Annotated in this window: 23 protein-coding genes; 12 read left to right on the top strand and 11 right to left on the bottom strand. The window is 67.2% G+C overall.

Going from position 1 to position 21,354, the window contains the following annotated elements:
- Positions 1-70: 70 nt before the first annotated feature.
- Complete coding sequence (locus tag BST15_RS12595; protein ID WP_083070977.1) at positions 71-1,255, bottom strand: LCP family protein; 1,185 nt, start codon at positions 1,253-1,255, stop codon at positions 71-73.
- A 195-nt stretch (positions 1,256-1,450) separates the two neighbouring features.
- On the opposite strand from BST15_RS12595, the gene BST15_RS23075 reads away from it, so the two are divergent.
- Positions 1,451-3,784, top strand: coding sequence for a cellulase family glycosylhydrolase (locus BST15_RS23075; RefSeq protein ID WP_052751435.1), 2,334 nt, complete (start codon positions 1,451-1,453; stop codon positions 3,782-3,784).
- Between the two features lie 9 nt (positions 3,785-3,793).
- Here the strand turns inward: BST15_RS23075 and BST15_RS12605 are convergent, their stop codons facing one another.
- Both BST15_RS12605 and BST15_RS12610 read right to left on the bottom strand, forming a co-directional pair.
- A complete protein-coding gene (locus BST15_RS12605) occupies positions 3,794-4,546 on the bottom strand; it encodes a CPBP family intramembrane glutamic endopeptidase (RefSeq protein ID WP_046189542.1) in 753 nt (250 codons plus the stop codon).
- 28 nt (positions 4,547-4,574) lie between these two features.
- Positions 4,575-5,414, bottom strand: coding sequence for a DUF2470 domain-containing protein (locus tag BST15_RS12610; RefSeq protein WP_046189543.1), 840 nt, complete (start codon positions 5,412-5,414; stop codon positions 4,575-4,577).
- A 123-nt stretch (positions 5,415-5,537) separates the two neighbouring features.
- On the opposite strand from BST15_RS12610, the gene pheA reads away from it, so the two are divergent.
- Both pheA and BST15_RS12620 read left to right on the top strand, forming a co-directional pair.
- Positions 5,538-6,404 carry a prephenate dehydratase gene (gene pheA / locus BST15_RS12615; RefSeq protein ID WP_046189544.1) on the top strand — a complete coding sequence of 289 codons (867 nt, stop codon included), beginning with the start codon at positions 5,538-5,540 and terminating at the stop codon, positions 6,402-6,404.
- Positions 6,401-7,090, top strand: coding sequence for a histidine phosphatase family protein (locus tag BST15_RS12620; RefSeq protein ID WP_046189545.1), 690 nt, complete (start codon positions 6,401-6,403; stop codon positions 7,088-7,090). The genes pheA and BST15_RS12620 overlap by 4 nt, the downstream gene beginning before the upstream one ends.
- Here BST15_RS12620 and BST15_RS22690 read toward each other — a convergent pair.
- Genes BST15_RS22690 through BST15_RS12635 form a run of 3 tightly spaced genes read right to left on the bottom strand, consistent with a single transcriptional unit; the run spans position 7,087 to position 8,791 of the window.
- Positions 7,087-7,275: a hypothetical protein gene (locus BST15_RS22690; RefSeq protein ID WP_046189546.1), complete on the bottom strand. Its 189-nt coding sequence runs from the start codon at positions 7,273-7,275 to the stop codon at positions 7,087-7,089. The genes BST15_RS12620 and BST15_RS22690 overlap by 4 nt on opposite strands.
- A 59-nt stretch (positions 7,276-7,334) precedes the next feature.
- Positions 7,335-7,685, bottom strand: a complete 351-nt coding sequence (locus BST15_RS12630) for a metallopeptidase family protein (protein ID WP_046189547.1) — start codon at positions 7,683-7,685, stop codon at positions 7,335-7,337.
- Positions 7,682-8,791: a septum formation family protein gene (locus BST15_RS12635; protein ID WP_308214560.1), complete on the bottom strand. Its 1,110-nt coding sequence runs from the start codon at positions 8,789-8,791 to the stop codon at positions 7,682-7,684. Before BST15_RS12635 ends, BST15_RS12630 begins: the two co-directional genes overlap by 4 nt.
- An 82-nt stretch (positions 8,792-8,873) precedes the next feature.
- Here BST15_RS12635 and serS point away from each other — a divergent pair, with 82 nt between their 5' ends.
- Positions 8,874-10,136 carry a serine--tRNA ligase gene (gene serS / locus BST15_RS12640; RefSeq protein ID WP_046189549.1) on the top strand — a complete coding sequence of 421 codons (1,263 nt, stop codon included), beginning with the start codon at positions 8,874-8,876 and terminating at the stop codon, positions 10,134-10,136.
- On the opposite strand, the gene BST15_RS12645 is transcribed toward serS, so the two are convergent.
- Positions 10,097-10,702, bottom strand: a complete 606-nt coding sequence (locus BST15_RS12645) for a TetR/AcrR family transcriptional regulator (RefSeq protein WP_046189550.1) — start codon at positions 10,700-10,702, stop codon at positions 10,097-10,099. The two genes, serS and BST15_RS12645, sit on opposite strands and share 40 nt — an antisense overlap.
- Positions 10,703-10,851: 149 nt before the next feature.
- On the opposite strand from BST15_RS12645, the gene BST15_RS12650 reads away from it, so the two are divergent.
- Genes BST15_RS12650 through BST15_RS12670 form a run of 5 tightly spaced genes read left to right on the top strand, consistent with a single transcriptional unit; the run spans position 10,852 to position 15,179 of the window.
- Entirely contained in the window at positions 10,852-11,088 is a 237-nt protein-coding gene (locus tag BST15_RS12650) for a hypothetical protein (RefSeq protein WP_046189551.1), read from the top strand.
- Positions 11,085-11,510, top strand: a complete 426-nt coding sequence (locus BST15_RS12655) for an MmpS family transport accessory protein (protein ID WP_046189552.1) — start codon at positions 11,085-11,087, stop codon at positions 11,508-11,510. Before BST15_RS12650 ends, BST15_RS12655 begins: the two co-directional genes overlap by 4 nt.
- The gene (locus BST15_RS12660) at positions 11,507-14,416 is read left to right on the top strand and encodes an MMPL/RND family transporter (RefSeq protein WP_046189553.1); all 2,910 of its coding nucleotides are present in this window, start codon (positions 11,507-11,509) and stop codon (positions 14,414-14,416) included. The genes BST15_RS12655 and BST15_RS12660 overlap by 4 nt, the downstream gene beginning before the upstream one ends.
- On the top strand, positions 14,416-14,745 hold the full coding sequence (locus BST15_RS12665; protein ID WP_046189554.1) for a DUF732 domain-containing protein: 330 nt from the start codon (positions 14,416-14,418) through the stop codon (positions 14,743-14,745). Before BST15_RS12660 ends, BST15_RS12665 begins: the two co-directional genes overlap by 1 nt.
- On the top strand, positions 14,742-15,179 hold the full coding sequence (locus BST15_RS12670) for a DUF5078 domain-containing protein (protein ID WP_046189555.1): 438 nt from the start codon (positions 14,742-14,744) through the stop codon (positions 15,177-15,179). The genes BST15_RS12665 and BST15_RS12670 overlap by 4 nt, the downstream gene beginning before the upstream one ends.
- A gap of 4 nt (positions 15,180-15,183) precedes the next feature.
- On the opposite strand, the gene BST15_RS12675 is transcribed toward BST15_RS12670, so the two are convergent.
- Positions 15,184-15,744 carry a TetR/AcrR family transcriptional regulator gene (locus tag BST15_RS12675; protein ID WP_046189556.1) on the bottom strand — a complete coding sequence of 187 codons (561 nt, stop codon included), beginning with the start codon at positions 15,742-15,744 and terminating at the stop codon, positions 15,184-15,186.
- Positions 15,745-15,806: 62 nt separating this feature from the next.
- Positions 15,807-16,280, bottom strand: coding sequence for a DUF2834 domain-containing protein (locus BST15_RS12680; protein WP_046189557.1), 474 nt, complete (start codon positions 16,278-16,280; stop codon positions 15,807-15,809).
- An 80-nt stretch (positions 16,281-16,360) separates the two neighbouring features.
- Between BST15_RS12680 and BST15_RS12685 the strand changes: the two genes are divergently transcribed.
- Complete coding sequence (locus BST15_RS12685; protein WP_046189567.1) at positions 16,361-16,945, top strand: TetR/AcrR family transcriptional regulator; 585 nt, start codon at positions 16,361-16,363, stop codon at positions 16,943-16,945.
- A gap of 65 nt (positions 16,946-17,010) precedes the next feature.
- A complete protein-coding gene (locus BST15_RS12690) occupies positions 17,011-18,567 on the top strand; it encodes a phytoene desaturase family protein (RefSeq protein WP_046189558.1) in 1,557 nt (518 codons plus the stop codon).
- A 19-nt stretch (positions 18,568-18,586) separates the two neighbouring features.
- On the opposite strand, the gene BST15_RS12695 is transcribed toward BST15_RS12690, so the two are convergent.
- Both BST15_RS12695 and BST15_RS12700 read right to left on the bottom strand, forming a co-directional pair.
- Positions 18,587-18,922 (bottom strand): hypothetical protein, encoded by a 336-nt coding sequence (locus BST15_RS12695; protein WP_046189559.1) that lies wholly within the window; start codon positions 18,920-18,922, stop codon positions 18,587-18,589.
- Positions 18,919-20,478: an MBL fold metallo-hydrolase gene (locus tag BST15_RS12700; RefSeq protein ID WP_046189560.1), complete on the bottom strand. Its 1,560-nt coding sequence runs from the start codon at positions 20,476-20,478 to the stop codon at positions 18,919-18,921. Before BST15_RS12700 ends, BST15_RS12695 begins: the two co-directional genes overlap by 4 nt.
- Positions 20,479-20,562: 84 nt before the next feature.
- Between BST15_RS12700 and BST15_RS12705 the strand changes: the two genes are divergently transcribed.
- Positions 20,563-21,351, top strand: coding sequence for a lysophospholipid acyltransferase family protein (locus BST15_RS12705; protein ID WP_046686410.1), 789 nt, complete (start codon positions 20,563-20,565; stop codon positions 21,349-21,351).
- Positions 21,352-21,354 lie beyond the last annotated feature (3 nt).

Here is a 21,354-nt window from a genome sequence, read left to right on the forward strand (position 1 = left end):
GGTCAGCGTTGCCTAAGTAAAGATAGGGTTGGCTGAATTTGCGCCGGGTCAATAGTGAACGACGCGTGTCTTAATTGCCCAGGCCTAATGGAGGCGGGGCATCGCGACGCAATGCATCGAATACCTCTTCGGCCGCGCCCTGGTCCCACACCACGACATCGCCCACCTCGGACGCCACGAACTCACCGATCGGCACCGTCAGGTCGGTGGTCGGGCCGCGCAGCGCCCAGCCCAGCGCCGTCAGACCCAGCACGCCGGATCCGTTGTCCACGGTCACCGCCCGGGCTGCGGCGTGGGGCACCTGGTACCAGCGCAACGGGTTGAGCCACACGGACGGATCGGCGACGCGGGCCAGCAGCGCCGACAAGAACTGTCGCTGGTGTGCCATCCGGTCCAGATCGGCGCGCGGTGTCGCGCGACTGCGCACGTAGCCCAGGGCGGCTGCGCCGGTCAGGTGCTGACAGCCCGCAGGCAGCTCCAGCCCGGCAAGCGGGTCGTCGATCGGCGCGTCCGGGCACAGTCGGACGCCGCCGAGAGCGTCGACGAGAGACGCAAAGCCGCCGAACCCGATCTCCAGGTAGTGGTCCACCCGCAGTCCGGTCGCCTGCTCGACCGTTCGGGTCAGCAGGGGTGCACCGCCCACGGCGAACGCCGCATTGATCTTGTCGTCGCCGTAGCCGGGGATGGTGACGTAGGAGTCGCGCGGCAGTGAGACCACCGTGGTCGGTGAGCCCGATCCCGGTTCGGGCAGGTGAACCAGAAGGATGGTGTCGGTCCGTCCGTCGCCGGTCTCGCCGCCGGTACTCAGCTGTTGCTGCTCCCCGGGCGTCAGCTCGCCGCGACTGTCCGAGCCGACCAGCAGCCACGTCGTCCCGCGGCCCGGTGCCGGGCGATCCGGGTATCCGGTGAATGCCGCGGTCCGTTGCAGCGCGGTGTCGAGCCATGCCGCGCTGCCCAGGAGTCCGGCGACCGCGAGCAGTGCCGCCAACGACGCCAGTAGCGCGACTCTTCGCGGCCAGGAGCGTCGGCGGGGTGCGGGTGGCCGCCGTGTGGGCAGCGGTGGTCGGACCGCCGGATGCGGAGGCGGTGCCATGGGACGCCGGACGGGGCCGGCCGCCGGCCTGGGAACCGCCCGCGGTGGTGGCGGTCCCGGCGGCACGGGCCGACCCCTTGGATCGCGGTAGAGCAGTGGCGGCGGCTCACGGCCCGGTGGCGGGTGGTGCCAGGGCCGGCCCGGGCCGCGATCGCCGTTCACCCGCCCAATCTACGTACCGCTCGGCGAAGGGGCGCTCACCGAACGGAACCCAGGCGGTCGCCGGACGGGCGCACCGCGAGCCCACCAACGCCGATCCGCCGATATCTCAGGTTTTATTAGTAATCTTCCGAGCAAATCGTTATCTTGATCCCCCGTCACTCGCCGCCGGCGAGCATGGAGAGAGGTCTACCGCGGATGATTCGTCAGCTCAGCAATCAGCGGACACGTCGCGTTGCCGGGCTGGGAACAGCTGTCGGGGCGTTCCTGGCGTTCGGGCTGACGCCACTGGCACCGGCGCCGACCGCGGCTGCTGACGGCTTTGATGACGTTTTCGAGCTGGCCCTGGCGCCGTTTGTCGAGGGGTCCACCGGTGCGCTCGACTGGAATGCGGTGTTCAGCCCCGAGGCGTGGAACACGTTCTTCGACCCGGCGCACTGGGACACCGGGTTGGCCGACCCGGCGTTGGCGTTGTCGAACCTTGTCCTGCCGGACGCGACGACGTTGATGAACAACTGGGTGTACTCCCCGCTGTACACCGGGATCGACTGGCTGGTCAGCAGCTCGTGGATGGCGCCGATCATCGACGGGGCCAACCAGCTCAGCGGGGCGCTGGGACTGGGCATCATGATCGGAGACGGCGCGGCAGGCACGGCCGAGAACGCCGCCGGCGGTGTCGGTGGCTGGCTGTTCGGAGATGGTGGAGCCGGCTGGGACAACACCGAGGTCAACGGTGTCGGCGGCGCCGGGGGCGCGGCCGGATTCTTCGGCAACGGCGGCGCCGGCGGTGACGGCGGTGAAGGTGGTGCCGGCGGAACCGGCGGAACCGGTGGCTGGTACATGGGTGTCGGGGGCGCCGGGGGTGACGGCGGCGACGGGCTCAACGGTGGTATCGGCGGCGCGGGTGGTGACGGTATCGGCTGGATGCTCGGCATCGGCGGACACGGTGGCGACGGAGGTGACGGTAGCCACCTCGGCGGTAACGGTGGTGACGGCGGAAACGGCTCGATGTGGTTCGGCAGTGGCGGCGACGGCGGTGATGCCGGCAACGGCGTCTATCAAGGCCCGGGTGACCTTCCCGCCTTGGGCGGGGCCGGCGGGCTGGCCGGCTCGATGGGCACGCACGGCGCGGTCGGTCACTTCGGCGCGCTGGACGGTGCGCCGGTCAAGGCTTCGGCAGAACTGGGCACCGCCGGCCAGTGGATCGTCGACATCGACGGCCGTGTGGTGATCCTGCAGGGCGTCAATCAGGTGTACAAGTCGCCTCCGCTCACCCCCGGCGGCGACGGTTTCGGCGCCGACGACGCGGCATTCCTGGCCGCCAACGGCTTCACCGCGGTACGGCTGGGTGTGTACTGGTCGGAGATCGAGCCGCAGCCCGGCGTCTATGACTTCGGCTACCTGGCCTCGGTCAAGGAGACCATCGAGACGCTCAAGGCATACGGCATCGTCAGCGTCATCGACATGCACCAGGACCTGTACAACGAGCAGATCGGTGGCCACGGCGCGCCGGACTGGGCCACGATCTTCAACCCTGCTGACAACGACAACACTCAGCCCTTCCCGTTCGCCTACGCCCTCAACCCTGCGCAGAACCAGGCGTGGGATGCGTTCTGGACCAACACGAAGGTCGACGACATCGGGCTGCAGAACTCCTACGCCCGGATGTGGCAGGTCACCGCCGACTACCTGGGTGGCACCCCGGGCGTGGCCGGCTACGAGATCATGAACGAGCCGTGGCCCGGTTCCCCGTGGCTGACCAGCTTCCTCGGCTTCCCGGCCTTTGACCAGCAGACGCTGACCCCGTTCTACAACCAGGTGACCTCGGCGATCCGTTCGGTCGACTCGACCACCACGGTGTACTACGAACCGAACGTGCTGTTCGGCAACGCGACCGCGGGTACCAACCTGGGTGCGGTCGACGACGACAACACCGTGTTCGCCTTCCACGACTACTGCATCTTCGACGCCCTGGGAGGTGGCACCGCTACGGGCTGCTCGCTGTGGGACGGAATGATGATGGAAGGCGCCCAGCGCTACATCGACCGCTACGACGTGCCGGCGGTGGTCACCGAATTCGGTGCCACCCACAACATTCCCACCATCGCCAGCCAGCTGAACTCGATCAACCCGCGCATGTTCGGTTGGCTGTACTGGGGTTACACCAACGAGGCGGGGTCGTTGGTGCACGACACCAACCTGCCGCCGACCGGGGACAATGTCGATGAGCCGATCGTGGCGGCACTGGCCCAGCCGTACCCGCAGGTGATCGCTGGAATCCCGAACGCATGGTCGTTCTCCGGCGGCGTCTTCTCGTTCAGTTACTCCACGGCCATGGCCGATGGCTCGGGTAGCTTCGGCGCGGGATCGGAGACCAAGATCTCCCTGCCGGACATTCAGTTCCCCAACGGCTATCAGGTCAGCATCACCGGCGGTCAGGTGGTCTCTGCGCCCAATGCTTCGGTGCTGGTCATCGAGTCCAACGCGGGGGCGGGAAGTGTCAGCGTCACGGTCAACCCCGTACCGAGTTAGGCCGGGCGGCTAGCGCAGCCAGCCCAGTTTGGGGGCGAACAGCGCGTAGCCCACGAACGCGATGGCGTCGATCAGGGCGTGGGCGAGGATCAACGGCCACAGCCGTCCGGTGCGCTGCCAGGCATAACCGAATACCAGGCCCATGGCGATGTTGCCGAGCCCCGCCCCGAAGCCCTGGTAGAGGTGGTAGGCGCCGCGCAGCAAAGCGGAGCAGATCAGCGCCACTCGCGGTGAGATCCGCAGCTGCGACAGCCGTGTCAGCAGGTAACCGACGACGATCACTTCCTCGGCCAGCGCGTTGGCGAAGGCGATGAGTACCAGCATCGGGGCGCGCCACCAGGTGTCATTGAGGGCTGCGGGAATCACGTCGGCGTTGAGGCCCAGAGCCCGTGCCAGCAGGTACAGCCCCAACCCGGGCAGCCCGATCAGCGCCGCCAGGCCGAGACCGCCGGCCACATCGCGACGGCTTGGCCACCCTCCCAGCCCGATGCGGGCAGGTCCCCACCCGCTGCGCCACAGCAGGTAGAGAGCCAGAGCCCCCCAGGCGATCAGTTGGAACGCCCATGCGGCGTTGAGGCCGAAGTCGATCAGGCCGAAATAGGAGCGCCGCGGATTGAGCGGGATGCGTTGGGCACTGAGGCCGCGCAGCACGGCGTCAGCGAGCTGCAGTACCGCGGTGACGGCGCTCAGCCCGTAGGTGACCGCCAGCACCAGGAAGATTTCCAGGCGCAGTGCGCGTCGCTGGTCCTGCGGCTCGGTCACCTCGCAACGGTAGCGGCTGCGCCGCGCGCTAGCGCTCCTGGCGGCGGGCCTGCAGTCCGTTGAGGAAGGGGCAGCCCATCAGCGCGCGTACCGCCCGATTCAGGCTCAGCACGTCCTCCACGGGCTGCGGGAAGCTCAGCCGCACATCGCGATCGCCGTCGGGTGCCTCCACCCTCAGCCACATGCCATAGCGATCGACGGCCAATGGGCGAGCCTGTCCGCGCCGCAGCTGCGGCGGCAGCTTGGCGGCGGCCAGTCGGGCGACCATCTCGGGGTGCGCGGAGTCCAGATGCTGCAGCCAATGCGCCTCGATCGCGCAGAACGGGTCGGGACGCGCCGACAGCAGCTCCCGGACGTCGACGGCCTCGGCGCCGGTCGCGTCGGCCAGCACCGCCGAGTCCGGAGTGAGCCGCATCAAGAGGTAGTCGACGTCGGAATCGTTGTCGTCCCGGGCGCCGATGTCGCGATGGCGGCCCGCTGACCGCGGTGAGACGACCTGCAGCAGTGCCGGGTTGGGGTCGACTTCCGCGATGCGGTCGAGCAGCACGGTGACCTCGTCGTTGGGAACCGGGTGCAGCATTCCCGTGATCCATGCCAGCGCACGGACGCGTTCGCGCAGCCTCAGCGGCGCGTGATCGGTCAGCTCGAGCATGGCTTGCACACCGGTGTCGGCGGCCGCCTGGGCGACCGGGTCGGCGGCGGGAATAGCGACCGCGACAGATCCGTCCCGCAGCAGGTGACAGATCGGTGCGCTGACCGGCGCGGCGTCGGCCGAGTCGGCGATCGCCAAGAGGGCTTGCCCCCGGATGCAGGCGCTGCGAATCCGCTCTGCGGACGACGGGACCGTTGCTGCTGTGGTGGTTGCCATCGATCACCTTTCGAAGTGAGGTAAGGCTAACTTAATTAAATGCCGCGGCGCGCGCAACAGGAAGGGTTCCGTCGGGGGCTGTCGGTGAACCCGCCGGCGGCCCGCGGCCGATAGGGTTGTCCGGTGACCCGCATCAGCTATCTCGGCCCGGCGGGGACCTTCACCGAAGCGGCGCTGCTCGCGTTGACCAGCGCCGGGCGGGTTCCCGGTGCCGAGCATCACCCGGTGCCGGTCGAGAGCACCCCAGCCGCTCTCGACGCAGTGCGCAACGGTGCCGCCGACTACGCCTGCGTGCCGATCGAGAACTCGATCGAGGGCGGTGTGACACCCACCCTGGACGGGCTCGCGGCCGGATCGCCGCTGCAGATTTTCGCCGAGACCACACTGGACGTCCTGTTCTCCATCGTCGTTGCGCCGGGCCGTGGTCAGGCCGACATTCGCACCGTGGCCGCCCACCCGGTGGCGGGCGCGCAGGTTCGGCACTGGCTGGCTGAACACCTGCCCGGGGCGCAGACGGTGCCGGCCAACTCCAATGCCGCTGCCGCCCAGCAGGTCTGCGACGGTGAGGTGGACGCCGGGGTGAGCACCGCGCTGGCCGCCGAACAGCGTGGGTTGGTTCCGCTGGCTACGGGCGTCATCGACGAACCCAACGCCCGCACGCGTTTCGTGCTGGTGGGCGCTCCGGCGCCGCCTCCGGTGCGCACCGGCGCCGACCGGACTTCGATGGTGTTGCGCCTGGACAACGCGCCCGGGGCTCTGGCGGCGGCGCTGACGGAATTCGGGAGTCGCGGTATCGATCTGACTCGCATCGAGTCTCGTCCGACGCGCACCGAGCTGGGCACATACCTGTTCTTCCTGGACTGCGTCGGACATATCGACGACGAAGGGGTCGCGCAGGCTCTGCAGGCACTGCGCCGCAGCTGCGCCGACGTTCGCTACCTGGGCTCCTGGCCCATCGAGTCGCCGGGCGGATCCGGGGTGATGGCATGAGCGGGCGGCTGGTGCTGCTGCGGCACGGGCAGTCCTACGGCAACGTCGACCGTCGACTCGACACCCGCCCACCCGGGTCGGAACTGACACCACTGGGACGCGACCAGGCCAGGGCCTTCGCGGAGCGGGGAACGCACCGACCGATGCTGGTCGCTCACTCGGTGGCCACCCGCGCGGTTCAGACCGCCGCCGAGATCGGCGCTCGGCTCGGGGTGACCACTCGGGCGCTTGAAGGCATTCACGAGGTTCAGGCCGGTTCGCTGGAGAACCGCAGTGACGACGACGCGATCGCCGAGTTCAATGCGATCTATCAGCGTTGGCACTCAGGCGAGCCAACCGTGGCGTTGCCGGGCGGCGAGTCGGCCGCGCAGGTGCTCGATCGCTATCTGCCGGTCGTCACGGACCTGCGGCTGCGCTACCTCGACGATGACGACTGGACCGGCGACATCGTCGTGGTCAGCCATGGTGCGGCGATCCGCCTGGCGGCGGCGACGTTGGCGGGCGTGGACGGCAGCTTCGTGCTGGACAACCACCTGGAGAACGCCACCGCCGTGGTGCTGGCTCCGATCACCGATGGCCGATGGAGCTGTGTGCAGTGGGGCTCGTTGACCCCGCCGTTCTACCCCGAACCCGATGCGGATCCGGTCGGCGACGCGCTACGGTCCGACGCCGACCCGATGGGCTAGACAGCGAGCGCGAAGAGCAGCGCGCAGCGGCAGCCGACCGTCTCGCAATCCACGGCGAACGAGTGCGGTAGCACCTCGCCGGGGCAGCCGTCCTCAGTGCACTCGGTGGCCTGGTACGCGTGGTGGATGAGTGAGCCGTGGCAGTGATCCAACCCCGCCCGGCAGTCTCGGCAGTGGTCATCCATGCCTTGTTCTTAGCACTGCGCGCCGACAGGTCCGATCCGGCGCGCCGCGCCGGGTGCCGTCAGCTCCAGCCCAGCTCGTGCAGCCGCTCGTCATCGATGCCGAAGTGGTGGGCGATCTCGTGGATCACCGTGATCCGGACTTCGTCGACGACCTCCTCGTCGGACCTACACATCTCCAGCAGTGCGTCCCGGTAGATCGTGATGGTGTCGGGCAGTGACCCGGCGTAACTCGAATCGCGTTCGGTCAGGGCCACGCCGTCGTAGAGCCCCAGCAGATCGGGTTCCTCGGCGTTGCGGCCCTCCACCAGGATCACCACATTGTCGAAAGCCGCGGCCAGCTCGGCCGGGATCAGATCCAAAGCATCGGAGACCAACTCGTCGAACCGCTTCGGGTCCATCGCGACACTCACCGTGGCTGGCTCCCGGCGGGCAGCTGGTTCAGCCGTTCGGCGGGGATCGACGGCGGCGGGATCGGGGGCTGACCGTTGATCAGCAGCGGTCCGCGGGCACTGTTGATCAACGCGGCCCAGCCACCGTTGCCCAGCGTGGCGCCCAGGCTGCAGGCCACTTCGCGGCTGCCCGCAGACCAACTGGGCAGCGACACGGTGGCATAGGTCAACGTCAGCGTCGTGTCCCGTAACTGCACCGGGTCCAGGTAGGCGTCGGTGAGCCGGGTGCAGGAGTCCTTGATGAACGCATCCTGTTCGGCCTCGGGCGGTAAGGCATCAGGGAAGCGTTCGGCCAGGTTCACGGTGCCGGTGACCTCTTTGGTGTGCGGTGCAGCGCAGTCGACCGGAACGTCGTTGGGCTGGTTGGTGCCCGGGTCGATTCCCAGGCACGTGCCCGGCGGCCACACCTTGGATTGGTCGATATCGGCGACCTTGCCCACGAATGCCGTCTGCTGCCCACCCACGCCGGGGAGCTGCAGGCCACACAGCATCCGACGCTCACCATGCTGGCGCCACGCTCGTTCGCCGGCCCACAACATGCTGGCGACGAACTTGCTGTGCGGGTCGAACTTGGCGCCCAGGTAGCGGCGCACCGCCGACTCGCACTGCTCCTGGGTGATCTGCTCGATGCGGGCCATCGACGGTGGTGGCGCGTCGGGGCCGTACTCGGCGCCCGGGAACATCTTCATGTCGACCGGCCCGGCCACCTCGAACTTGTGCTCCTCGGCGCAGTTGACGATCGTCGCGCCGTCCAGGTCGTTGTTCGGCCAGTTCAGGCAGTCACCCGCCACTGCGTGGTCGATCGCGTCGTTGCCTTTGACCGTGCCCAGTCCCAGTCCCGGACCAGCGCCTTTGCCCCCGCCGGCCGCCGCCGGCTCGGCGTTGAGCCGGCCCAGCAAGCCTCCGGGGCCGTCGCCGACGACCGGGACCACGGTGATCAGTCCGGCGATCAACAGCCCGCCCAGTGCGGTCAGCACCAGGGCGCCCCGGGTCGGGGCGGCGTGCAGCGTGCGCCGCCACAACACCCGCCGGGCGGGTGGATTCTGCTGGTCGGCTGCCTGTGACATCGGGTCCATTCTGACAGGCAGCCGCGGGCGCGTGACAAATGATGCGAAAGTGATGCCGGCTGCCAGGTTGTAGGGTTTTGCCGTGATCGACCTGAAGCTGCTGCGTGAAGATCCCGACCGTGTCCGGCGCTCCCAGGTGGCTCGTGGCGAGGATCCCGCCTTGGTGGATGCCCTGCTGGCCGCCGACAGTGCGCGGCGCACGGCAATCGCGGCGGGCGACACGCTGCGGGCCGAGCAGAAAGCGGCCAGCCGCTCGGTGGGCGCGGCGTCGCCCGAGGAGCGGCCCGCGCTACTGGCCCGGGCCAAGGAGCTGGCCGAGCAGGTCAAGGCCGCCGAGGCCGCCCAGTCCGAGGCGGAGGCGGCCTTCACCGGCGCGCACATGGGAATCGCCAACGTCGTGATCGACGGGGTTCCCTCGGGCGGCGAGGACGACTTTGCTGTGCTGGACGTGGTCGGTGAGCCGCCGGCGATCACGAACCCGCGCGACCACCTCGAGCTCGGCGAGGCGCTGGGGCTGATCGACATGGGGCGCGGCGCCAAGGTATCGGGTTCGCGGTTCTACTTCCTGACCGGTCGAGGCGCGCTGCTGCAGTTGGGGCTGCTGCAGTTGGCGGTACGGCTGGCGGTGGAGAACGGGTTCACCCCGATGATCACCCCGTCGCTGGTGCGGCCCGAAGTCATGTCCGGCACCGGGTTTCTCGGGGCGCACGCCGACGAGATCTACCGGCTCGAGGCCGACGACCTCTATCTGGTGGGGACCTCCGAAGTGCCGTTGGCGGGTTACCACTCCGACGAGATCCTGGATCTGTCGGGCGGTCCGCTGCGTTACGCCGGATGGTCGTCGTGCTTTCGCCGGGAGGCGGGCAGTTACGGCAAGGACACCCGCGGGATCATTCGTGTGCACCAGTTCGACAAGGTCGAGGGATTCGTCTACTGCCGGCCCGAAGACGCCGAGGCCGAACATGGTCGGCTGCTCGGCTGGCAGCGCGAGATGCTGGCCCGTATCGAGGTGCCGTACCGAGTGATCGACGTCGCCGCCGGAGATCTTGGTTCCTCGGCCGCTCGCAAGTTCGACTGTGAGGCCTGGGTGCCCTCCCAGGGCACCTACCGCGAACTCACGTCGACATCGAACTGCACCACCTTCCAGGCCCGCCGGCTCTCGACCCGCTACCGCGACGAGAACGGTAAGCCGCAGACGGCGGCCACGCTCAACGGCACGCTGGCCACCACGCGTTGGCTGGTGGCCATCCTGGAGAACCACCAGCAGGCCGACGGCAGTGTCCGGGTACCGCAGGCGCTGGTGCCCTATGTCGGTGTGGACGTCTTGGAGCCGGCCACTTCCTGATCCTCGTGGTTCTGGGCGCCGAAGAGCCGGCGCGAGCAGTCCAGCAGCATGCGGTGCAGTTTCTCGTTGGGGATGTCTGACACGGTGGGATCGGCTGCCGCGCCCAGGATCCCGGGGACCAGAACCGCGATGGCGATGAGGGTGGCGGCGTCAGGCTCCGGTCCCGCCAGGATCGTCTGCAGGCGCCGGGAGGCATCTCGGAAGTCTCCGACGGCCTCGACGATCCCCACCACCGCGGGGTCGGTGTGCACCAGGGCGGTGGTACGGCGGTGCCGGACCGCCAGTTCGATGATCCCGCTGATGGTGGCCTCGCGCTGCACCTCGCGCGATCCGATGGCCTCGGCGATGGCGACCACCCGGGCGATGTCGTCGAATACGGGGCGGAACACCGCGACGACGATGGCGTCCTTGCAAGGGAATTGGTAGTACACGGCGGACTTTCTGACGCCCAGTCGATCCGCGATCATCTGCAGCGATGTCCCACTGACCCCGTGTTCGGCGAAGAGGCCCTGGGCGGCCTCCAATACGCGCTCCCGCGCGAAACCTCGCGGCGTCGTCTTCGCCACTCCCGTGCCTCTCTCCTCCGGTAGACCGCTCGCGGGTGTGAGCCACGCCGCACAGTTCCGCTGACCGATCGCTTGATTCTACTTTACTGTTCATATAACTTGGCCTTTCGTCAAACTCAAGCGCAGATCTGGGCAGAGAGGGCCTTCCGATGCTGAATTCGCAGGTGCACAGGCTGTCTGGACCTGAATCGGCCACCCCCGGCGCAGCCCGGGTGACCCAGGGCGTTACGGCCTATGTGGTCGACGCGCCGGAGATGGTGGCCGGTGATCATCCGTTGTTCCAGGCGATCGTCGAACTGGGCGTCGCGGCCAAGCGATACGCGGCCGACACCGAGGTCCTGGTGGTGGTCCGCAAAGCCACCGCCAAGGCCGGGACGGCTCGATGAAGGCGTTGCGGCGGGCGTGGATGCCGCTGCTCATCGTGGTGGTGGTGGCGCTCGGGACGCTGACGGTGCTGCGGGTGCGTACCTACTTCGGCGGCGAGAACTCCAACCTCATCAGCGCCAAGGTCGACGACACCAAGCCCTACAACCCGAAGGTCGTCACCTATGAGGTCTTCGGTGAACCCGGCGCGACCGCCGACATCAGCTACCTCGACCTCGACAGCAGGCCGCAGCGGGTCGACGCCGCAGCGCTGCCCTGGTCGGTGACCCTGAGCACCACGTTGTCGGCGGTCTCGCCCAACCTCTACGCGCAGGGCAAGGGCTCCGTGCTGGGCTGCCGCATCAGCATCGACGACGAGCTCAAGGACGAACGAACCACCACCGGCGCCAGCGCCCTGACCTTCTGCTTGGTGAAATCCGCATGAGCAACCGAACCGACAATTCCCCCCACGGTGCCCAGCGCGGCCGGATCGCCACCTGGATCCGGCGCCTGGCTGTCCCGATCATGCTGGCCTGGATCGGCATCATCGTGCTGGCGAATGTGACCGTCCCCCAACTGGAGAAGGTCGCCGAGATGGCGGCGGTGCAGATGACGCCGGAAGAGGCGCCGTCGATGATCGCGGTCAAACGCCAGGGCGAGGTGTTCAAGGAATTCACCTCCAACAGCTCGGTCATGCTGGTCCTTGAAGGCGAGGAGCCGCTGGGCGCTGAGGCCCACCACTACTACGACCAGATCGTCGCCAAACTCAAGGCCGACACCACTCACGTCGAACACGTCCAGGACTTCTGGGGTGATCGCCTGACCGCCGCCGGAGCCCAGAGCCCAGACGGCAAAGCCGCGTACGTGCAGATATATACCGCGGGCAACCAGGGTGAGGCCCTGGCCAATGAATCGGTCAGGGCGGTCAACGAGGCGGTCGACAGTGTCACCGCACCGCCGGGGGTGAAGGCGTATGTGACCGGCGGGGCGGCGCTGGCGGCCGATCAGGACAAGGCCGGCACCCGCAGCATGCGCGTGATCGAGTCGCTGACCTTCGTGGTCATCATCACCATGATGCTGACGGTCTACCGTTCGATCACCACCGTGCTGCTGGCGCTGGCGATGGTGGTGACCGGACTGGCGTCGGCTCGGGGGATCGTGGCGTTCCTGGGCTATCACGGTCTGATCGGGCTCTCGCCCTTCGCCACCAACCTGCTGGTGACCCTGGCAATCGCGGCGGCCACCGACTACGCGATCTTCCTGATCGGCCGGTACCAGGAGGCGCGCAGCGCCGGTGAAGACCGGGAACAGGCGTACTACACCATGTTTGCCAGCACGGCGCATGTGGTGCTGGGCTCGGGCATGACCATCGCGGGCGCCACGCTGTGCCTGCATTTCACCCGGTTGCCCTACTTCCAATCCTTGGGGATACCGCTGGGGATCGGCATGACCATCGTCGTCATCACCTCTTTGACGATGGGGTCGGCGGTGATCGCGGTGGCCAGCCGATTCGGCACGCTGCTCGAACCCAAGCGGGCCAACCGCGGCCGCGGCTGGCGGAAAATCGGTGCGGCGGTGAGCCGTTGGCCGGGACCGATCCTGATCGCTGCGACAGCCGCAGCGCTGGTCGGGATTCTGGCCCTGCCCGGATACCGGCCGGGCTACAACGACCGCGAGTACATGCCCGCCGATCTGCCCGCCAACCAGGGGTTCCTGGCCTCGGACCGGCACTTCCCCTCCGCGCGGATGAACCCCGAGATGCTCATGATCGAGACGGACCACGACATCCGAAATTCTGCGGACTTTCTGGTCATCGAGCGAATCGCCAAACGAGTCACGGGCGTGCAAGGCGTCTCTCGGGTCATGTCCATCACCCGGCCGCAGGGCATTCCGATGGAGCACTCCACCTTTGGCTACATGCTCGGGATGCAGGCCGTCAGCCAGGACATGACCCGAAAGTTCAACGACGACCGCACCGCGGAGATGCTGGCGCAGGCCGAGGACATGCAGGTCAACATCGACGCGATGACCAAGATGATCGAACTGATGGAGCAGATGAACGCCACCATGGGGCGCATGGTGGGCAAGATGCACCTGATGGTCGACGACATCGAAGAGCTGCGGGACGACATCGCCAACTTCGATGACTTCTTCCGGCCGATGCGCAGCTACTTCTATTGGGAACCGCACTGTTTCGACATCCCGGTCTGCCACGCGCTGCGGTCGGTCTTCGACGCCATGGACGGTGTCGACACCATGACCGACAACTTCAAGCAGATCGTTCCGGACATGGATGCGATGGCGGCGCAGCTTCCGCAGATGCTCACGCTGATGCCGCCGATGATCCAGATGATGAAGAACACCAAGGCCATGATGCTGACCATGTATGCCACCCAGAGTGGACTGGCCAAGCAGGCGCAAGAAGCCCAGGGTGACCCGGCTGCCATGGGGGAGGCCTTCGACAAGGCTCGTAATGACGACTCGTTCTATCTGCCGCCGGAGATCTTCGACAACGCCGAGTTTCAGCGCGGCATGAAGAGTTTCGTGTCGCCGGATGGGCGCGCGGTGCGGTTCATCGTCAATCACGAGGGCGATCCACTCAGTGCGGAAGGTATCGAGCACATCGATGCGATCAAGCTTGCCGCCAAGGAGGCCATGAAGACGACGCCGTGGGAGGGCTCGAAGATCTACGTCGGCGGCACCGCTGCGATGTTCAAGGACATGCAGGAGGGCTCCAACTACGACCTCATGATCGCCGGGATTGCAGCACTGTGCCTGATCTTCATCATCATGCTGGTGATCACCCGAGCCGTGGTGGCCGCCCTGGTGATCGTGGGCACCGTGGTGGTTTCGCTGGGCAGTGCGTTCGGACTGTCGGTGTTGTTGTGGCAGAACATCATCGGACTGCAGGTTCACTGGATGGTGATGGCCATGGCGGTGATCATCCTGTTGGCGGTGGGCGCCGACTACAACCTGCTGCTGGTCTCGCGCCTGCGCGAGGAGATTCACGCCGGGTTGCACACCGGCATGATCCGCGCGATGGGTGGCAGCGGTTCGGTGGTCACCGCGGCGGGACTGGTGTTCGCCTTCACGATGATGACCATGGCGATCAGTGAACTGCGCGTGATAGGCCAGGTCGGTACCACGATCGGACTGGGTCTGCTGCTCGACACATTGATCATCCGTTCATTCATGACGCCGTCGATCGCGACGCTGCTGGGGAAGTGGTTCTGGTGGCCGCAGGTCCCGCGACAGCGGCCTAAGCCTTCGCCGTGGCCGGTGCCGTTGCAGCGCGACCCGAGCGACCAGCTCGTTGAGTCTGGCGGCGGAGCGCATCGGAGCGGTTGGTGATGAGGCCCGCACGTTGCGTATTCGCAGCTGCCGTGGTGGCAACGGTGTTCGCGGCGCCCAGCCACGCCGATGTCGACACCGATTTCGCCGAGAGGTTGCACGGTTATGGCATCTACGGTGCACGCGACTACAACGCCTGGCTTGGCAAGCTCGTCTGCAAGCGGCTGGTCAACGGCGTCGACCACAACGCCTTCGACTCGGTGGCGTTCGTGGGTAACAACCTCCATGGCAGCGACACCGAGCAGGCCTGGCAATTCGTGGGTACCGCGCTGAGCACCTACTGCCCCGACAAGACGATCGTTCTGGAGCAGGCCGGAGGTATCCGATGAACCGCAGGAGCTGGGCTCTGGCCCTGTTGCTGGCCGGCATGGCCGCCGCGGGACCTGCGGCAGCGGATGCGACCGAGAACTTTCCGATTCCCAACCGGATGTTGCACACCGGCTGCACGGCCGAACAGATCATGGCGGCCGCCCGCGACGTCACCCCCATCTACTACGAGCGCTACATGATCGACTACAACAACAAATCTCCACAGCTGCATCAGGCTGTACAGGACCGGATCCACTGGTTCTACGCGATGGATTACTCCGGCCGGCGCGCCTACTCGGAGAACGTGGCCACCGACATCTACTACGAGAAGTTGGCCTTTGCATGGCCGAACTGGTCCAAGCTGTTCTTCAACAATCATGGGGTCGCGGCCCGGACCACCGACGTCTGCGAGCAGTACCCCGCACAGGACACGGGCGTGTGGAGCTGGACCTGACCGATCAGGACAGCGGTTGCACCACCCGCCGGGCGATGGTCAGCAGGATCTCGTGCAGTTCCTCGTCGGCGATGTCGGCGAGCTCTGGATCGGCTGCCGCGGTGAAGGTTCCCGCCATCAGCGCGGTCGTGATCACGCGGGCTGTCGCATCCGGTTCGGGGCCGCGGACGATTGCCGCCGCGTCATCGCTGACGGCCATGAAGTCTTCGCGGGAGCGCACCGCATGCTCCACGGCGCGGTCATAGAACAGGAACGTCAAGCGGCGATAGCGCACCGCGAGTTCGACGACGCCGCTCACCGTCACGTCTCGCTTACCCTGCGGGGTGGGCATGGCCTGGGCGATCTTGATGACCCGGACGATGTCGTCGAACATCGGCTCCACCAGTGCGACGACGATGTCGTCGCGGGACCGGAATTGGTAGTACACGGCCGGCTTACTGACGCCCAGCCGGTCGGCGATCATCTGCATGGACGTACCGCCCACGCTGTGCTCGATGAACAGGTCCAGCGCAGCCTGCAGCACCCGCTCGCGCGCGGATCCGCGCGGCGCCACCGGCTTGGCCACGACCGTCCTCCTCCTTGTCGCGGCCAGCCTAGCGGCGCGCGGCCTCCAGCGGCACGGCGGAGCTAGGACGCGTCCTTGGCGTGCCGGTGCTGGCGTTCGATGGTCGCGAAGTAGAAGGCGTAGGCGAATGCGCAACTGGTGAACAGGCTCGACACGAAGTACAGCCACGGGCGTCGCAGGCCTCGCCGATAGCCGTCGACAATGGTGAACAGCGGCAGCAGGACGACGTTGATGATGGTGTAATCCTGGCTCGCCGAACCGGCCGCCGGATTGGTGTACATCAGCTGGATGTAGTGCGTCCAACTGCCCGGTCCCCAGATCGGATTGTGGTTGGGTCCGTGCGCGTACTCGTTGACGAATCGGATGTTGAAGTACCAGCCCAACGCGATCGAGGCGATGCCGACCACGTAGAACGCCACTTCCAGCGGTGAGAACGCCTTGCCACCTTCTGGTTTCGCAAAGACCGGGCGGTTGGATGTCACGATCCACCAGACTGTCGCCAGGCCAAGCACCGCATGCACGATGAGCGAGATCATGTGGCCAGTGTCACCATGCGCCGCAAGTTTTGTCAATATTGACGTCCATGGCGCAGCGGCGGCGCGGTATCTTTACCTCCATGCCTCGAGCGCCGCAGACCGCGCGCAGTGAACGCACCCGCGAAGCGTTGCGGCGGGCCGCGTTGGTCCGGTTTCTGGCGCAGGGTGTGGAGGACACCTCCGCCGAGCAGATCGCCGCGGATGCCGGGGTGTCGCTGCGGACCTTCTACCGGCATTTCACGTCCAAACACGACCTGCTGTTCGCCGACTACGACGCCGGACTGCAGTGGTTCCGCAGTGCGCTGTCCGGGCGCCCGCCGGCCGAGCCGGTGATCGAATCCGTGCAGGCAGCGATCTTTGCCTTCCCTTACGACGTGGAGGCGGTGACGCGGATCGCCGCGTTGCGCGCCGAGGAACTCGACCCGGAGCGCATTGTGCGCCACATCCGGCAGGTCGAGGCCGACTTCGCCGACGCGGTGGCCGAGCGGCTGCGCGCCGCAGCCCCCTCGTCGGCGGCCGACCCGCTACGGGTTGCGGTGACAGCGCGCTGCATTGCTGCCGCCGTGTTCGCCGCGATGGAGGTCTGGATGCTGGGCGCAGATCGCTCGCTGGCCGAGCTGGCCCGGATGTGCCGGACCGCGCTGGACTCGCTGAGGACCCTTTAGTTACGTCAATATTGACAAAACTGTCACTGCGTGCCAGCGTTCCCCGAAAGCGGAAGGGCGGACAGATGACGGATTACGACGCGATCGTCATTGGCGCCGGACACAACGGCCTGGCCGCGGCGCTCATCTTGCAGCGGGCCGGGTTACGCACGTTGTGCCTGGAAGCCGGACTCTATGCCGGGGGGATGGCCTCCACGGTGGAACTGTTTGACGGCTACCGGTTCGAGATCGCCGGCTCGGTGCAGTTCCCGACGTCGGCGGTGGTCAGCGCGGAGCTGGGACTGGACGGGTTGGAGAGCCTCGACCTCGAGGTGATGTCGGTGGCGATGCGCGGCGTGGGGGATGACCCGCTGATCCAGTACACCGATCCGATGAAGCTGTTCACCCACCTCAGTGAGGTACACGGCGCCGAGGCCGTCAACGGCATGGCCGGACTGTTGGCGTGGAGTCAGGCCCCGACCCGGGCGTTGGGCCGGTTCGAAGCGGGTCGCCCGCCCAAGACGCTGGACGAGATGTATGCCTGTGCCGAAAGTGAATTCGAGCGATCGGCTATCGACGACATGCTGTTCGGCTCGGTCACCGACGTACTGGATCGCTATCTGCCGGACCGCGAGAAGCACGCTGCGCTGCGCGGATCTTTCACCGTGCTGGCCGTCAACACCCTCTACCGCGGCCCCGCCACGCCGGGCAGCGCCGCGGCCTTGGCATTCGGCCTGGGCGTACCCGACGAGAACACCGTGCTGATGAAGAAGCTGCGCGGCGGGATCGGTGCGCTCACCGGGCACCTGCACAAGACCTTCACCGGGCTGGGTGGCCAGCTGCGACTCCGTGCCGCGGTAGCGGAGATCCTGGTCGCCGACGGCCGGGTCACCGGAGTGCGCACCGAGTCCGGAGAGACCGTGAGCGCACCGGTGGTGGTGTCGGCCATTGCGCCCGACCTCACCGTCACCGGGCTGCTCGACGCCGCCGCCGTCCCCGAAGACGTCCGTGCGCGCTACGCCAGAACCGATCACCGGGGCAGCTACCTGCAGATGCATTTCGCGTTGGAGCAGGCGCCGGAGTTCGTCGCTCCGTACGAGGCCCTCAACGACCCCGCGATGCAGGCGTCCCTGGGAATCTTCTGCACGCCCGAGGAGGTGCAGCAGCAGTGGGAGGACGCGCGACGCGGCATCGTCCCGGCCGATCCGACTGTGGTCCTGCAGATTCCGTCGCTGCACGACCCGGATCTGGCCCCGCCGGGCAAGCACGCCGCTTCGGCCTTCGCGCTGTGGTTCCCCATCGAGGGCGACGGCAACTACGGCGAGATGAAGGTCGAGATGGGTCAGCGGGTGATCGACAAGATCACCAGACTGGCCCCCAACTTCGAAGGCAGCATCACCCGGCACACCACATTCACCCCGCGGCATATGGGCACCATGTTCGGCGCGCCCGGCGGCGACTACTGCCATGGCCTGCTCAACCCCGATCAGATCGGCCCCAACCGGCCCGGGCCGCGGGGCTTTCTCGGGCAGCCGTTACCGGTGGAGGGGTTGTATCTGGGTAGCGCGGGCTGTCATGGGGGCCCGGGGATCACCTTCATTCCGGGCTACAACGCCGCTCAGCAGGTGCTGGCCGACCGCTGATCGCGGCGCCGGGCCGCGCTTACCGGCCCGAGAGCAGCTCGTCGAGCAACGTCGTGAAGGTCTGCGGGTCGGCCGGAGTGAACGCCGGCTGCGGCCACGAGTCACCGTCGAGCTCCAGGGTGATCAGGGTTGATCGCATCGGGCGTCCGATGTCCAGTGGCAGCCAGCGCCGGAGGTCCGAGCTGCCCCAGATGCGGAATCGGTGGGTCAGCATGCCCAAGGGCTCGGCGCGGTAGCCGCGCACCGCCGACAGTGGGATCACCTTGGAGGTGCCGGAGGGGAAGTGGTAGCGACGCAACGTGATCGCCCGGCGATCCAGGGCTACCAGGCCATCGTCGTAGGAGTCGCCGGTCATACCTTCTCGCAACGCAGCTCGTGGCCCTTGGTGGTCAGGCAGCGGCCGGTTTCCAGATCCCATTCCCAGCCGTGCTGATTGCAGGTCAGGGTTTTGCCCTCGACCACCCCGACCTTCGACAGGTCGGCCTTCATGTGCGGACAGCGGCGCTGAATCTGCCAGTCGCCCAGCGTGATCGTCGCCGAGTCGTCGTGGCTCTCGCCGAACCACCCTTCGGCGTAGACGATCCGGTCCTCGGTGAGGCACTTGAAGAACGTGTAGAGGTATTCGTTGTAGCCACCGACCCGCCACGCCCGGAACCTGGTGGACAAGAAGATGGTGTTGACCCAGTCCGGTTCGTCATCGCGCAACACAGTTCGCACCAACTCGGGTGGAATGCCGAAGCCGTAACGGAACTTCTCGCCCGGAATCGGCTCGCGAACCATCCGTTTGGGGAAGTCCAGCACCACCGTCTCGGTGTGGCCCGCACCGTCGAGTACCAGCTCGACGGGATAGCCGATGCCGTCGCAGATCTCATTGCTGCGGGCCATGATCGGCTCGAACAGCGCCCGCAGGGGTTCGAGCATCGCCGGCCCCGCTGCCGGCGCCCACGCGGCCTTCTCGGCAGCCAGAACCGGTGCCATTCGCTCGGCGTAGGCGGCGATGTAGTCGGCCTTACCGGTGGTGAAGATGGCCTCGACAGCCTCGACGGGCAGCGGGTGGTTCAGCGAATCCAAGTGCGCGCCAGTGAAACTCGCTGTGCTGCCGGGAATCATCAGCAACCCGCCGTCGTGACCGTTGCGGCGCATCTGATCCAGGAACACCATCTCGTCGGGGAAGATATTGGCGGGATCGTCATGGTCGTCGTTGAGGTGGCGCAGCTCGGGGTCCAGGAAACACGGCGGCCCGGCAGAGGGAACCACCCAGGTCGCGTCGACGTGGGCGATGTACTGGCGGGCCCGGTCCATCTGGCGCTGGCGCTTCTGCGTGCCGAACGCCTCTTTGGCGCGAGCGGGCATGTCGTAGACCATCGGGTACCAGATGGCGCCCGAGTACTGGAGCAGGTGCACGTCGATGCCCCCGAAGGCGCCCAGCACGTCTAAGTCGATCGGGCGGGAGTCGTTCATGTTGAACACGGTGGTCACCCCGTCGGAGACCACCAGGCCCGAGTCGCCGATCGGGCCGTCGGCGGGAGCCCGCAAGGCGATGATCATGACGTCCAGGTCGCCCTTGGGCCCGTGCACCGTGTGACGCACCGAGTCGGTGGTCTCGTAGAACCGATGAAAGCCCAGTTCTTCCAGGGCCCGGCGCAGATCCGGCACCGGGTAATCGGGCAGCAGAACCACCGCGTCCTTGTTGACGTGCGCCGCCAGGTGCCGGGGGTCGTAGTGATCGTGGTGCAGGTGCGAAATGTAGAGGTAGTCGCAGTCGCCGAGGGCATCCCAATCCAGTGCCGAATTGTCCGGGAACGGGAACCACGAGGCGAAGTAAGCCGGATTCACCCACGGGTCGCACAGGATGCTGCCCGCGGCGGTCTCGATCCGGAAGCCGGCGTGCCCGACGCTGGTGACCTGCACGTGTACCTTCTCCCGACGCTGAAAGAGCCTCCCTGGGGAGTTTACCGGCGGCGGACCCAGCCCCATCGCCTAGGCTTTGGTGCTGTGGAGCCTTGGTACGGGACTGTCGCCTTCTTGGCGCACACGCTGTGGCGTTATGAGGGCTTGAAGATCACGGTGACCGGCCGGGAGCACCTGCCTGCCACCGGCGGCGCGGTGATCGCCATCAACCACACCGGCTACCTGGACTTCCTGTTTGCCGGGGTGGCCTCCTATGACGCGAAGCCGCGGCGGCGCGTGCGCTTCATGGCCAAAAAGGACACGTTCGAGCACCGGTTCAGCGGCCCGATCATGCGCGGTTGCCGGCACATCGCCGTGGATCGCAGCCAGGGCGCGGAGTCCTATGCCACCGCCGTGTCCTATCTCAAGGCGGGCGAGCTGGTCGGGGTGTACCCCGAGGCCACCATCAGCCGCAGCTTTGAGCTCAAGGAGTTCAAGAGCGGCGCGGCCCGGATGGCTCTCGAGGCTCAGGTGCCGATCATCCCGCATATCGTCTGGGGCGCCCAGCGGATCTGGACCAAGGATCATCCCAAGAAGCTGGGACGCACCAAGGTGCCCATCACGGTGGCGATCGGCGAACCGATACAGCCGACGTTGCCGGTCGACGAGCTGCGGGCCCTGCTGCAGACCCGGATGCAGGAGCTGTTGGAGCAGGTGCAGGACGCCTATCCCGAGCATCCTGCCGGCGCGTTCTGGGTGCCTCAGCGTTTGGGGGGCAGCGCCCCCACCCCCGCCGAGGCCCTGGAACTCGACGCCGCCGAAGCTGCGCGCAAAGCCGAACAGCGTGCTCTGCGCCAGCAGCAGCCGCCGAGCCCGACGGGCGCCGCGGAATAGAGC

It is taken from the genome of Mycolicibacter arupensis, assembly GCF_002086515.1.
GTDB lineage: Bacteria > Actinomycetota > Actinomycetes > Mycobacteriales > Mycobacteriaceae > Mycobacterium > Mycobacterium arupense.